This window comes from Variovorax sp. GW531-E2 (assembly GCF_059423125.1).
Genome location: NZ_JBWKXQ010000010.1, coordinates 1 through 12,187 on the forward strand (window position 1 = coordinate 1; position 12,187 = coordinate 12,187).

The 12,187-nt window shown below is 67.7% G+C and carries 12 protein-coding genes; 10 read left to right on the forward strand and 2 right to left on the reverse strand.

The annotated features are described in order from the left end of the window. Nucleotides 1–24: 24 nt before the first annotated feature. The 4 genes from rodA (at nucleotide 25) to AC07XP_RS08945 (ending at nucleotide 4,663) form a co-directional block, all read left to right on the forward strand. Complete coding sequence (gene rodA, locus AC07XP_RS08930) at nucleotides 25–1,179, forward strand: rod shape-determining protein RodA (RefSeq protein WP_062481224.1); 1,155 nt, start codon at nucleotides 25–27, stop codon at nucleotides 1,177–1,179. Nucleotides 1,180–1,227: 48 nt separating this feature from the next. Continuing rightward, a complete protein-coding gene (gene tldD, locus AC07XP_RS08935; RefSeq protein ID WP_095743620.1) occupies nucleotides 1,228–2,688 on the forward strand; it encodes a metalloprotease TldD in 1,461 nt (486 codons plus the stop codon). A gap of 81 nt (nucleotides 2,689–2,769) precedes the next feature. Further along, nucleotides 2,770–3,309 (forward strand): hypothetical protein, encoded by a 540-nt coding sequence (locus tag AC07XP_RS08940; RefSeq protein ID WP_492733935.1) that lies wholly within the window; start codon nucleotides 2,770–2,772, stop codon nucleotides 3,307–3,309. Between the two features lie 235 nt (nucleotides 3,310–3,544). Then, entirely contained in the window at nucleotides 3,545–4,663 is a 1,119-nt protein-coding gene (locus tag AC07XP_RS08945) for a 3-deoxy-7-phosphoheptulonate synthase (RefSeq protein WP_062481230.1), read from the forward strand. An 11-nt stretch (nucleotides 4,664–4,674) separates the two neighbouring features. Here AC07XP_RS08945 and AC07XP_RS08950 read toward each other — a convergent pair whose 3' ends face one another. Together AC07XP_RS08950 and mpl are read right to left on the reverse strand one after the other, a co-directional pair. After that, nucleotides 4,675–5,184, reverse strand: a complete 510-nt coding sequence (locus tag AC07XP_RS08950) for a cupin domain-containing protein (protein ID WP_495264496.1) — start codon at nucleotides 5,182–5,184, stop codon at nucleotides 4,675–4,677. After that, a complete protein-coding gene (mpl, locus tag AC07XP_RS08955) occupies nucleotides 5,184–6,593 on the reverse strand; it encodes a UDP-N-acetylmuramate:L-alanyl-gamma-D-glutamyl-meso-diaminopimelate ligase (protein WP_495264406.1) in 1,410 nt (469 codons plus the stop codon). Before mpl ends, AC07XP_RS08950 begins: the two co-directional genes overlap by 1 nt. A 101-nt stretch (nucleotides 6,594–6,694) precedes the next feature. Here mpl and AC07XP_RS08960 point away from each other — a divergent pair, with 101 nt between their 5' ends. The 6 genes from AC07XP_RS08960 to AC07XP_RS08985 all read left to right on the forward strand — a co-directional run bounded on the left by AC07XP_RS08960 (nucleotide 6,695) and on the right by AC07XP_RS08985 (nucleotide 12,148). Beyond that, entirely contained in the window at nucleotides 6,695–7,291 is a 597-nt protein-coding gene (locus tag AC07XP_RS08960; RefSeq protein WP_495264407.1) for a hypothetical protein, read from the forward strand. Then, complete coding sequence (locus AC07XP_RS08965) at nucleotides 7,291–7,851, forward strand: TlpA family protein disulfide reductase (RefSeq protein ID WP_095948195.1); 561 nt, start codon at nucleotides 7,291–7,293, stop codon at nucleotides 7,849–7,851. The genes AC07XP_RS08960 and AC07XP_RS08965 overlap by 1 nt, the downstream gene beginning before the upstream one ends. A gap of 101 nt (nucleotides 7,852–7,952) precedes the next feature. Further along, nucleotides 7,953–8,414 carry an acetyl-CoA carboxylase biotin carboxyl carrier protein gene (accB, locus tag AC07XP_RS08970; protein WP_139703021.1) on the forward strand — a complete coding sequence of 154 codons (462 nt, stop codon included), beginning with the start codon at nucleotides 7,953–7,955 and terminating at the stop codon, nucleotides 8,412–8,414. 2 nt (nucleotides 8,415–8,416) lie between these two features. Next, nucleotides 8,417–9,766 (forward strand): acetyl-CoA carboxylase biotin carboxylase subunit, encoded by a 1,350-nt coding sequence (accC, locus tag AC07XP_RS08975; RefSeq protein ID WP_062480332.1) that lies wholly within the window; start codon nucleotides 8,417–8,419, stop codon nucleotides 9,764–9,766. A 20-nt stretch (nucleotides 9,767–9,786) separates the two neighbouring features. Next, complete coding sequence (prmA, locus tag AC07XP_RS08980; protein WP_070060112.1) at nucleotides 9,787–10,677, forward strand: 50S ribosomal protein L11 methyltransferase; 891 nt, start codon at nucleotides 9,787–9,789, stop codon at nucleotides 10,675–10,677. Between the two features lie 82 nt (nucleotides 10,678–10,759). Further along, nucleotides 10,760–12,148: a zinc-ribbon and DUF3426 domain-containing protein gene (locus tag AC07XP_RS08985; protein ID WP_495264408.1), complete on the forward strand. Its 1,389-nt coding sequence runs from the start codon at nucleotides 10,760–10,762 to the stop codon at nucleotides 12,146–12,148. Nucleotides 12,149–12,187 lie beyond the last annotated feature (39 nt).

The following is a 12,187-nucleotide window of genomic DNA, read 5'->3' on the forward strand; positions in this document are numbered from 1 at the left end:
GGGCGGGGATAATCCGCCCCCATCATGTCTGCCGTGTTCAACCAGCCCTCCCTGGCGCGTCGCATAGCGCCCATCTTCCAGGGCTTCGACGGCTTCCTGGCCTTTGCCGTGATGCTGCTCGCCTTTGCCGGGCTGCTCACCATGTATTCCTCCGGCTACGACCATGGCACGCGCTTTCTCGACCATGGCCGCAACATGCTGCTGGCCGGCGGCATCATGTTCGTGGTGGCGCAGGTGCCGCCACAGCGGCTCATGGCTTTCGCCGTGCCGCTGTATGCGGCCGGGGTGGCGTTGCTGATTGCGGTGGCGCTGTTCGGCATCACCAAGAAGGGCGCCCAGCGCTGGATCAACGTGGGCGTGGTGATCCAGCCCAGCGAAATCCTCAAGATCGCGATGCCGCTGATGCTGGCCTGGTGGTTCCAGCGCCGCGAAGGCCAGTTGCGCCCGCTCGACTTCGTGGTGGCGACGCTGCTGCTGGCGGTGCCCGTCGGGCTCATCATGAAGCAGCCCGACCTGGGCACCTCGCTGCTGGTGCTGGCGGCCGGGCTGGCGGTGATCTTCTTTGCCGGGCTGCCGTGGAAGCTGATCGTGCCGCCGGTGGTGCTCGGCGCGGTGGCCATCACGCTGATCGTGGGTTTCGAGTCGCAGCTGTGCGTCGATGGCGTCGACTGGCGTGTGCTGCACGACTACCAGAAGCAGCGCGTGTGCACGCTGCTCGACCCCAGCAAGGACCCGCTGGGCAAGGGCTTCCACATCATCCAGGGGATGATCGCCATCGGCTCGGGCGGCGTGGGCGGCAAGGGCTTCATGCAGGGCACGCAGACGCACCTCGAATTCATTCCCGAGCGCACCACCGACTTCATCTTCGCGGCGTACTCCGAGGAATTTGGCCTGATCGGCAACCTGGCGCTGATCGCGGCCTTCATCCTGCTGATCTTCCGCGGGCTGACCATCGCGCTGAACGCGCCCACGCTGTTCTCGCGCCTGCTGGCCGGGGCGGTGACCATGATCTTCTTCACCTACGCCTTCGTGAACATGGGCATGGTCAGCGGCATCCTGCCCGTGGTGGGCGTGCCGCTGCCGTTCATCAGCTACGGCGGCACCGCCATGGTCACGCTGGGGCTGGGGCTGGGCATCCTGATGTCGATCGCGCGGGCCCGCAAACTCGCCCAGAACTAGAGTCCCCCGGGGCGGCACGGACGGGGGCGGCTGCCTAGAATGGCAGTCATGATCTCCCGCGAACCCACCATCGAGCGCCTCGCCACGGCGCAACAGCTCCTGCTCACGCCGTTCGGCCTGGACGAATCGCACCTGAGCAAGGCCCTGGCCGAGATCACCGCGCACCGCGTGGACGATGCCGACCTGTACTTCCAGTACACCCGCAGTGAAGGCTGGAGCCTCGAGGAAGGCATCGTCAAGACCGGCAGCTTCAGCATCGACCAGGGCGTCGGCGTGCGCGCCGTGAGCGGCGAGAAAACCGCCTTTGCCTACTCGGACGACATCTCCGAGGCCTCGCTGCTCGACGCGGCACGCACGGTGCGTTCCATTTCCTCCGCCGGTCGCACCGCGCGTGTGAAGACCGTGCCGCGCAAGATCGCCTCCAGCCGCTCGCTCTACGGCGGCATCGACCCCATCGCCACGCTCGACAGCACGGCCAAGGTGAAGCTGCTCGAGAAGGTCGAGCAGCTCGCCCGCTCGCGCGACCCGCGCGTGGCGCAGGTCATGGCCGGCCTGGCCAGCGAGTACGACGTCGTGATGGTGGCGCGCGCTGACGGCACGCTGGCGGCCGACGTGCGGCCGCTGGTGCGGCTGTCGGTCACCGTGATCGCCGAGCAGAACGGGCGCCGCGAGGTCGGCTCGGGCGGCGGCGGCGGGCGCTTCGGCCTGGCCTACTTCACCGACGCGCAGATCGCCGAGTACGTCGACCACGCCGTGAAGGCCGCGCTGACCAACCTCGACGCGCGTCCGGCCCCGGCCGGCGAGATGACCGTGGTGCTCGGTTCGGGCTGGCCCGGCATCCTGCTGCACGAAGCCATCGGCCACGGCCTGGAGGGCGACTTCAACCGCAAGGGCTCGAGCGCGTTCTCGGGCCGCATCGGCCAGCGCGTGGCGGCCAAGGGCGTCACGGTGCTCGACGACGGCACCATCGCCGACCGCCGCGGCTCGCTCAACGTGGACGACGAAGGCCACGCCAGCCAGCGCAACGTGCTGATCGAGGACGGCATCCTCAAGGGCTACATCCAGGACTCGATGAACGCGCGCCTCATGAAGGTCAAGCCCACGGGCAACGGCCGCCGCGAGAGCTACGCCCACGTGCCGATGCCGCGCATGACCAACACCTACATGCTCGGCGGCGACAAGGACCCGCAGGAAATCGTCGCCAGCATCAAGAAGGGCCTGTACGCCACCAACTTCGGCGGCGGGCAGGTGGACATCACGAGCGGCAAGTTCGTGTTCTCGGCCAGCGAGGCCTTCTGGGTCGAGAACGGCAAGATCCAGTACCCGGTGAAGGGCGCGACCATCGTGGGCAACGGCCCCGACGCGCTCACCCGCGTGACCATGATCGGCAACGACATGGCGCTCGATTCGGGCGTCGGCACCTGCGGCAAGGAAGGCCAGAGCGTGCCCGTGGGCGTCGGCCAACCGACCCTTCGCATCGACGGCCTGACGGTAGGTGGAACGGCTTAGGACTTTCGGCACTTGCCGGTTGTTTCATTCGGTTGCTAAGCTGCGCTCCTTTTTGCGAACGACGAATCAAGGAGCATTTCAATGGGGAACAGGATCAATTCGCCCGCCGTGCTGTGGGCCGTGACCGCCGTGCTCGCGCTGGCCACAGCCGGTTGCGCATCGCGCGGCGGTTCGGGCAGCCAGCCCGCCGCCGCACCGGCACCCGCCCCGGCCGCCGCCGCGCCCGCGGCGCCCAGCGGTTCGAAGGCCGGCATGGACGCGCGCGGCAACGTGGTGGATTCTTCCAAGGTCGAGGCCGGCAGCGGCCGCACCGTCAAGGGCCTGAATGGTTTCGAAGGCGAGATCACCGGCAACCCGGCGCGCAACAGCAAGTTCACGCGCCTGCAGATCGGCATGAGCACCAAGCAGGTCACCGACCTCGCCGGCCAGCCCACCGACCAGGGCGCCTACATCACCGGCAAGGCCTGGATTCCGTTCTACTTCGGCAGTGATCGCCATCGCTTCGAGATGACCTACAAGGGCCAGGGCCGCCTGATCTTCGCGGGCGGCGGCATGGGCGATTTCAGCAGCGGCAACCTGATCTGGATCATTCACAACGCCAACGAATCGGGCTACAGGTAAAAACAACACCGACCCGGCCGCCTGGCCGGGCTTTTGTTTTCCGTGCTACATTCCGCCCACATGTCCGCCCTCCGCGCTTACTTTTTTGCCTACTTTTGGTTCCCGGTTTCCGGCGGACGAGAGGCGAGCGCGTAAAGCAAACGAACACCCTCCCAGAACCGCCGGTGGCTTCCAGCCCCCGGCGGTTTTTTTATGCCCTGACGATTTTTCATTCACACCAACAAGGAAGAGAACCATGAGCACGAACACCCCTCCCGCCGGCGACAGCTGGTATGCGAGCGTCGAAAAAACCAGCAAGACCGACGACGAACGCATCAAGGACATCAACGTGCTCCCCCCTCCCGAACATCTGATCCGCTTCTTCCCGATCCGCGGTACGCCGATCGAAACGCTGATCACCGGCACCCGCCGCGGCATCCACAACATCATGGCCGGCAAGGACGACCGGCTGCTGGTGATCATGGGCCCGTGTTCGATCCACGACCCGGCCGCTGCCCTCGAGTACGCCCGCCGCCTCAAGGCCGAGCGCGACAAGTACGCCGGCACGCTGGAGATCGTGATGCGCGTGTACTTCGAGAAGCCGCGCACCACGGTCGGCTGGAAGGGGCTCATCAACGATCCGTACCTGGACGAGAGCTACCGCATCGACGAAGGCCTGCGCATCGCGCGCCAGCTGCTGATCGACATCAACCGCCTGGGCCTGCCGGCGGGCAGCGAGTTCCTCGACGTGATCTCGCCGCAGTACATCGGCGACCTGATCGCCTGGGGCGCCATCGGTGCGCGCACCACCGAAAGCCAGGTGCACCGCGAGCTGGCCTCGGGCCTGTCGGCGCCCATCGGCTTCAAGAACGGCACCGACGGCAACATCCGCATCGCCACCGACGCCATCCAGGCGGCGGCGCGCGGCCACCACTTCCTGTCGGTGCACAAGAACGGCCAGGTCGCGATCGTGCAGACCAACGGCAACCGCGACTGCCACGTGATCCTGCGCGGCGGCAAGACGCCGAACTACGACGCCGCCAGCGTCGAAGCGGCCTGCAAGGACCTCGAAGCCGCCAAGCTGCCGCCCACGCTCATGGTCGACTGCAGCCACGCCAACAGCTCCAAGCAGCACCAGAAGCAGATCGACGTGGCCAAGGACATCGCCGGCCAGATCGCCGGCGGGTCGAAGCGCGTGTTCGGCGTGATGATCGAAAGCCACCTGCAGGCGGGCGCCCAGAAGTTCACGCCGGGCAAGGACCAGCTCTCGGGCCTGGAGTACGGCAAGAGCATCACCGATGCGTGCATCGGCTGGGACGATTCGGTGCAGGTGCTCGAGACGCTGTCTCAAGCCGTCAAGCAGCGCCGGGGCTGAAGCGCTATTAGTTACAGCATGCTGGCCAGGTCGGGCCAGTGGTGCCGCATCGACGCCGCTTCGTCGCTGCCCTGCGGTACCAGCGAGAAATCCGCGAAGTCGAAGCCCGGCCCGACCATGCAGGCGACCAGCGTGTAGTCGCCGGCTGCGTGGCCCTGGATCGGGCGCGCGGCCTGCCACTGGCCGGCGGGCACCACGTGCTGTGGCCGGGTGCCGTGCACATCGACCGGCCCCAGCTTCACGTGGGCCGGCGCGGTCCGCATCGCGGCGTCGCAGGTCCACAGCGCCAGCGGCACGCCTTCCAGATGCACCCAGACTTCATCGGACAGCACGCGGTGCCAGCGCGAATGCTGGTGAACTTCGAGCAGGAAATAGATGCTGGTCAGCGCGCTGCGCGGCGCGCGACCGTCGGCGGGCGTCACGCTCGCGGCCGACCGGAACACCTCGGCATACCAGCCGCCCTCGGGGTGGGGCTGGAGCTTCAGGGTGTCGATCAGCTCACGCGCGCGCATGCCGTTCATCATCCGTGGGCGGCGCGCAGGGCGTCCAGCAGTTTCTCGTGCACGCCGCCGAAGCCGCCGTTGCTCATGCAGACGATGTGATCGCCGGGCCGCGCCGCGGCCACCACCTGCTGGACCAGCGGCTCGATGGCGCCGGCGACCTGGGCGCGTGCGCCCATCGGTGCCAGCGCGGCGGCGGCGTCCCAGTCGAGGCCGGCCGTGTGGCAGAACGACAGGTCGGCCGATTCCAGGCTCCACGGCAGTTGCGCGGCCATCACGCCCAGCTTCATCGTGTTGCTGCGCGGTTCGAAAGCCGCGAGGATGCGCTCACTTTGCTTGCCGGCGTCGTCGAGTTTCTTGCGCAGCCCGTCGAGCGTGGTGCGGATCGCGGTGGGGTGGTGGGCGAAGTCGTCGTAGACGGTGATCGCGCCGCCCTGGCCTTCGACCGTGCCGCGCAGCTCCATGCGCCGGCGCACGTTGCGAAAGCGCCCGAGCGCACGGGCCGCGTCGGCCGGCGGCACGCCCACATGGTCGGCTGCCGCGATGGCGGCCAGCGCGTTCATCTGGTTGTGCAGGCCCGAGAGTTCCCACTCGACCCGGCCGACCAACTCGCCCCGGTGCAGCACGTCGAAGGCGTCGTGCGTGCCGCGCGCCTGCCATTCCGTGGCCGGGCCGCCGTCGCCGAAACGGGCGAGTTCGCTCCAGCAGCCCTGGGCCAGCACGCGCTGCAGGCTCTCTTCGGTGGCGTTCACCACCAGGCGCCCGGTGCCGGGCACGGTGCGCACGAGGTGATGGAACTGGCGCTCGATGGCGGCCAGATCGTCAAAGATGTCGGCGTGATCGAACTCCAGGTTGTTCAGCACCGCGGTGCGCGGCCGGTAATGAACGAACTTGCTGCGCTTGTCGAAGAAGGCGGTGTCGTACTCGTCGGCCTCGATCACGAAGGCCGGGCCGTCGCCCAATCGGGCCGACACGCCGAAGTCCAGCGGCACACCGCCGACCAGGAAGCCGGGCGCCTTGCCGCTCTGTTCGAGCACCCAGGCCAGCATCGAGGTGGTGGTCGTCTTGCCATGCGTGCCGGCCACGGCCAGCACATGGCGGCCCTGCAGCACGTGCTCAGCCAGCCACTGCGGGCCGCTGGTGTAGGGCTTGCCGGTGTCCAGGATGGCTTCCATCAGCGGGAACTTGGGGCTGCCGTCGGGCAGCCGCGCCCGCGAGACCACGTTGCCGACCACGAACATGTCGGGGGCGAGGGCCAGCTGGTCGGCGCCGAAGCCTTCGATCAGGTCGATGCCGAGCGCGCGCAGCTGGTCGCTCATCGGGGGGTACACGCCGGCGTCGCAGCCCGTGACCCGGTGGCCTGCTTCGCGTGCGAGGGCGGCCACACCACCCATGAACGTGCCGCAGATACCCAGAATATGAATGTGCATCGGCCGATTCTAGGGAGGCGCTGCGGGTGCCCCGGCGGCTTCGCCCCGGGCGCCGTACTGATGTTCATGTGAGGGACGTCCGCAGCGGGCAAAATGCCCCGATGGACACGTCCAAGCGTGAAATCGCCGCCGTTGCCGCCCGACTCGTCGTCGAGGAGGGGCTTGAGTACGGCCCGGCCAAGCGCCGGGCACTGCGCGAACTCGGCCTCCCGGCGCGCACCGCGCTGCCCAGCAACGACGAGGTCGAGGCCGAGGTGCGCGACTACATCGCGGTCTTCTGCGCCGACACCCAGCCCCAGGAATTGCACGCACTGCGTCTGCTCGCGCTCGAGTGGATGGAGCGCATGGCCGTGTTCCGGCCGCATGTGGGCGGCGCCGTCTGGCACGGCACGGCCACACGTTTGTCAGACATTTATATTCAATTGTTCTGCGATGATTCCAAGTCGGCCGAAATCGCCCTGATCGATCACCACGTGGACTACGAGCCGCGCATGGTGACCGGCTTCCATGGCGAGCAGGTCGAAGCCCTCAGCGTCCACGCGCCGAGCCGGGCGCTGGGCGAGGAAATCGGGGTGCACCTGCTGGTGTACGACCTCGACGACCTGCGCGGTGCCCTCAAGCCCGACGCCCAGGGGCGCGCGCCGCGCGGCGACCTGAACGCGCTGCGCCGACGCATTGAACAAGAAAAGGACCAGTAATGACTTCAACGCCCACACGACGCGGCATGCTGTATGCCGGCGTGGCGGCAGTCGCTGCCGCGGCCGGCATTGCCGGCGCCTGGTGGCGGGAGCGCAATGACAGCGGCGTCGCGGCCACCGGCGGCGAAAAGCTCGATGCCGCCATGTTCTGGGACCAGCGCTTCGAGCGCCCCGAGGGCGGCGAGCTGGTCCTGTCGAGCCTGCGCGGCAAGCCCGTGCTGCTCAACTTCTGGGCCACGTGGTGCCCGCCCTGCGTCGAAGAAATGCCGATGATCGACGCCTTTTTCCGCGAACACGGCGCCAACGGCTGGCAAGTGGTGGGATTGGCCATCGACCAGCCCAGTGCGGTGCGCAAGTTCCTGCAGCGCACGCCGGTCACCTACCCGACCGCATTGGCCGGTTTGCAAGGCATGGAACTGGTGAAGAATCTGGGCAACACCGGGGGCGGCCTGCCGTTCACCTTGGTGCTCCATGCCGACGGTTCGGTGCTGGCTCGTAAAATGGGCAAGCTTGAAACGACCGACCTGGACGCTTGGCGACGCCAACTTGTTCACGGTTAGAATTTAAATACACAAGCTGGCGTTAGACGCCAAACGCCGAAAATCGACGGTTTTCGGTCAAGTTCTTTCCTAAAGACCGGCAAAGCTGGCACTGGAGTCCCATGGATCTGCGCAAACTCAAGACACTGATCGATCTGGTGTCCGAATCGAATATTTCCGAACTGGAAATCACCGAGACCGAAGGCAAGGTCCGCATCGTCAAGGGTGGCGGTGCCGCCCCCGTGCAGTACGTGCAGACCCTGGCCGCCGCGCCCGCCGTGGCAGCGCCCGCCGTGGCCGGTGCTGTTGCCCCGGCCGCCGCAGCCCCTGCCGTCGAAGCCGCACCGAGCGGCCATGCCGTGAAGTCGCCGATGGTCGGCACCTTCTACCGTTCGTCCAGCCCGGGCGCCGCGGCCTTCGTCGAAGTCGGCAGCAAGGTGAACGAGGGCGACACGCTCTGCATCATCGAGGCGATGAAGATCCTCAACGAAATCGAGGCCGACAAGGCCGGCACGGTCACGCAGATCCTCGGCGAAAACGGCCAGGCGGTCGAATACGGCCAGCCGCTGTTCATCATCGAGTAAGCATGTTCAAGAAGATTCTGGTTGCAAACCGGGGGGAGATCGCCCTTCGGATCCAGCGCGCTTGCAGCGAAATGGGCATCAAGGCCGTGATGGTCTATTCCGAAGCCGATCGCGAAGCCAAGTACGTCAAGCTGGCGCAGGAAGCCGTGTGCATCGGCCCGGCGCCTTCGGGCCTGAGCTACCTCAACATGCCGGCCATCATCTCGGCCGCCGAGGTGACCGACGCCGAAGCCATCCACCCCGGCTACGGTTTCCTGAGCGAGAACGCCAATTTCGCCGAACGCGTGGAGCAAAGCGGCTTCCAGTTCATCGGCCCGACGCCCGACAACATCCGCACGATGGGTGACAAGGTCTCGGCCAAGCAGGCCATGATCAAGGCCGGCGTGCCCTGCGTGCCCGGCTCGGAAGGCGAACTGTCGGACGACGCCGCCACCAACAAGCGCATCGCCCGTGCGATCGGCTACCCGGTGATCATCAAGGCGGCAGGCGGCGGCGGTGGCCGCGGCATGCGCGTGGTGCACACCGAGGCGGCGCTGGTCAACGCGATCCAGATGACCAAGGCGGAAGCCGCCGCGGCCTTCAACAATCCGGCCGTGTACATGGAGAAGTTTCTCCAGAACCCGCGCCACATCGAAATCCAGATCCTCGCGGACAAGCACAAGAACGCCGTCTACCTGGGCGAGCGCGACTGCTCCATGCAGCGCCGCCACCAGAAGGTGATCGAGGAATCGCCGGCCCCCGGCATTCCGCGCAAGCTGATCGAGAAGATCGGCGAGCGTTGCGCCACCGCCTGCAAGAAGATCGGCTACCGCGGCGCCGGCACCTTCGAGTTCCTGTACGAGAACGGCGAGTTCTACTTCATCGAGATGAACACGCGCGTGCAGGTGGAGCATCCGGTCACGGAGTTCACCACCGGCATCGACATCGTGAAGACGCAGATCATGGTCGCCGCCGGCGAGAAGCTGCCGTTCACGCAGCGCCAGATCGAGATGCGCGGCCACGCCATCGAGGTGCGCATCAACGCCGAAGACCCGTGGAAGTTCACGCCGTCGCCGGGTCGAATCACCATGTGGCACCCGCCGGGCGGCCCGGGCGTGCGCGTCGACTCGCACGTGTACACCAACTACTTCGTGCCCCCAAACTACGACTCGATGATCGGCAAGATCATCGTGTACGGCGACACCCGCGAACAGGCCATGGCGCGCATGCGCACGGCCCTGAACGAGACGGTGATCGAAGGCATCCAGACCAACATGCCGCTGCACCGCGAGTTGATGGTCGACGCCAAGTTCATGAGCGGCGGCACGAACATCCACTACCTGGAAGAGTGGCTCGCAGCGCACAAGCGCTGAGTCCACGCGCAACGCCCTGTATGTTTGAACTCCGCCTCATGGCGCCGGAAGACCGGGTCGAAATGCTCGGCGATGCGCTCGACGCACTCGATGCGCTGAGCGTGTCGGTCGAAGACGCCGATGCGCAGACCGATGCCGAGCAGGCTCTGTTCGGCGAGCCCGGCATGCCGCCGCCCAAGGAGGGCTGGCAGCGTTCGCGCGTGATCGCGCTGTTCCCCGATGAAGATGCCGCCAACGAGGCGGCCTCGGTGCTCGCGCTGCAGGACTTCTTCGAAGGCTGCGCGGTGCTCGGCGTGGCGCCGGTGCCTGATCAGGACTGGGTGCGGCTCACGCAATCGCAGTTCGCACCGGTCGAGATCACGCCCGAGTTCTGGATCGTGCCCACCTGGCACGAGCCGCCCGCGCAGGCCAAGCAGGTGATCCGGCTCGATCCGGGCCTGGCCTTCGGCACGGGCACGCACCCGACCACGCGCATGTGCCTGCGCTGGATCGCGACGCAAGGCGAGGGCGCCTTTGCCGACCAGCGCGTGCTCGACTACGGCTGCGGCTCCGGCATCCTGGCCATCGGCGCGGCCAAGTTCGGCGCGCGCAACATCGACGCCGTCGACATCGACGAAGCCGCGGTCTCCTCGACCCGGCTCAACGCCGAGGCCAACGGTGTGCAGCTGAACGCGGGTCTGCCCGAAGCAGCGAAGGGCGAGTACCAGACGGTGCTCGCCAACATCCTCGCGACGCCGCTCAAGGTGCTGGCGCCGCTGCTGCGCAGCCATGTGGCCGCTGGCGGTTCGCTGGTGCTGGCCGGCATCCTCGAGCGCCAGGCCGACGAGCTCAAGGCGGCCTACGCGCCGTACGCCGCGCTCGAAGTCAGCGACACCGAGGACGGCTGGATCCTCATGACCGCGCGCTGCTGAAGCGCGCGGCCGGGCGCTCGCACCGCGGGTGCCCCGGGCACCTGCCTGCGTGGCGAGGGCCCAACCCTACAATCGCCCGGTCATGAGCCTCGTCACGCGTTGCCCCGCCTGCACCACCACCTTCAAGGTGGTGCGCGACCAGCTTCGCATCTCGGACGGCTGGGTGCGCTGCGGCCGCTGCAGCCATGTGTTCGATGCCACGCTCGACCTGCAGGAGGCGCCCGATGGTGCGGTGTCCGCATCCGCCGCGCCGGCACCCGCGCCCACGTCGTCACCTTCGCCGATGTCTTCGATGGCCGCACTGGTGGCGTCTTTCGAGGATGCGCGCATCGACCTGGCGGCCGCACGGCCGGCGGTCGAGGAGGCCGACTTTCTCGATGACGAGTCCGAGCCGCAGGCGCCACCGCCTGCCCCTCAAGACGAGGCCGGGTTGTCGACCGCCGCCACCAACGTCGCGCCGGCTGCATCCCCGCTGCCTTTCGAGCTGACGCTGCCCGCACACGGCCTCGCCGCGGACGAACCCTGGTCCGATCTCGATGCCACCGAGCCCGCATGGCGTCCGCCCGCGAGTTCGCTGCCGCCGTTTCCGAACATCGACCTGAACCTCGGCGCGCCGCCGCCCGCATCGCCGCCGCCTGCGCCGCCCTTGCCCGACCTGCCGCGCAGCTCAGCGCTGCGCGGGCTGGTTGCCGCGACCGGCGAGAACGACGATGGCGCGGCCGCGGAGCGCGAGCAGGAAGAGAAGGACCACGACCAGCTCCTGATCCAGAAGGCGCTGCGCCGTGCGCGCGCCAAGTCGGCCAAGATCGCGAACGCCAAGGCGCGTGACGCGCAGCACGAAGAGGCCGCCGCGCCGCTGCCGGGCCCTGGCATCCGTGCCGAAGGCGAGCCGGATTTCTCGCTCTCCGCGACCTTCGATGCGCCTGAAGCGCATCCCTTCGCCGAAGAAGACGAGCCGACCGAAAAGGCTGTCGGCTTCTGGCAGCGCAAGGGCGTGCGTCGTCTGCTCGTGCTGCTGGCCGTGCTCGCGGCGTTGGTTCTCATCGTGCAGATCGTTCGCCACGAGCGCGACGGCATCGTGGCACGCCAGCCGAACCTGCGGCCCGCCCTGTCGGCGCTGTGCCAGTACACCGGCTGCGAGCTTGCGGCGCTGCGCCAGATCGGCGACATCGTGATCGAGGGCGCGGCCTTCGCGCGCGAGAAGAGCGGCGGCAACGACTACCGTCTGAGCTTCACCTTGCGCAATGCGGCGACCGTGCCGCTCGCCATGCCGGCCATCGAACTGTCGCTGCTCGACACGCAGGAGCAGGCCGTCGTGCGGCGCGTGCTGACGCCCAACGACTACGGCGCGCCGGGCGTGCTGGCGGCGCGTGCCGACCGCGCGGCCTCGCTGCCGCTGACCCTGTCGGCCAGCGAGGCGGCGGCACTGCCGCCGATCGCGGGCTACCGCGTCGAGGCTTTCTATCCCTGAACGGAGCGCCGACACGCGCGCCGTTCGTTCCCTTTCTCA

Excerpts from the sequence above, each read along its gene's own strand:
- mpl (WP_495264406.1), bottom strand. The coding sequence starts at position 6,593 with ATGCACATTCATATTCTGGGTATCTGCGGCACGTTCATGGGTGGTGTG.
- AC07XP_RS08965 (WP_095948195.1), top strand. The coding sequence starts at position 7,291 with ATGACTTCAACGCCCACACGACGCGGCATGCTGTATGCCGGCGTGGCG.
- AC07XP_RS08945 (WP_062481230.1), top strand. The coding sequence starts at position 3,545 with ATGAGCACGAACACCCCTCCCGCCGGCGACAGCTGGTATGCGAGCGTC.
- AC07XP_RS08960 (WP_495264407.1), top strand. The coding sequence starts at position 6,695 with ATGGACACGTCCAAGCGTGAAATCGCCGCCGTTGCCGCCCGACTCGTC.
- prmA (WP_070060112.1), top strand. The coding sequence starts at position 9,787 with ATGTTTGAACTCCGCCTCATGGCGCCGGAAGACCGGGTCGAAATGCTC.
- tldD (WP_095743620.1), top strand. The coding sequence starts at position 1,228 with ATGATCTCCCGCGAACCCACCATCGAGCGCCTCGCCACGGCGCAACAG.
- AC07XP_RS08985 (WP_495264408.1), top strand. The coding sequence starts at position 10,760 with ATGAGCCTCGTCACGCGTTGCCCCGCCTGCACCACCACCTTCAAGGTG.
- AC07XP_RS08950 (WP_495264496.1), bottom strand. The coding sequence starts at position 5,184 with ATGAACGGCATGCGCGCGCGTGAGCTGATCGACACCCTGAAGCTCCAG.
- accB (WP_139703021.1), top strand. The coding sequence starts at position 7,953 with ATGGATCTGCGCAAACTCAAGACACTGATCGATCTGGTGTCCGAATCG.
- AC07XP_RS08940 (WP_492733935.1), top strand. The coding sequence starts at position 2,770 with ATGGGGAACAGGATCAATTCGCCCGCCGTGCTGTGGGCCGTGACCGCC.
- rodA (WP_062481224.1), top strand. The coding sequence starts at position 25 with ATGTCTGCCGTGTTCAACCAGCCCTCCCTGGCGCGTCGCATAGCGCCC.
- accC (WP_062480332.1), top strand. The coding sequence starts at position 8,417 with ATGTTCAAGAAGATTCTGGTTGCAAACCGGGGGGAGATCGCCCTTCGG.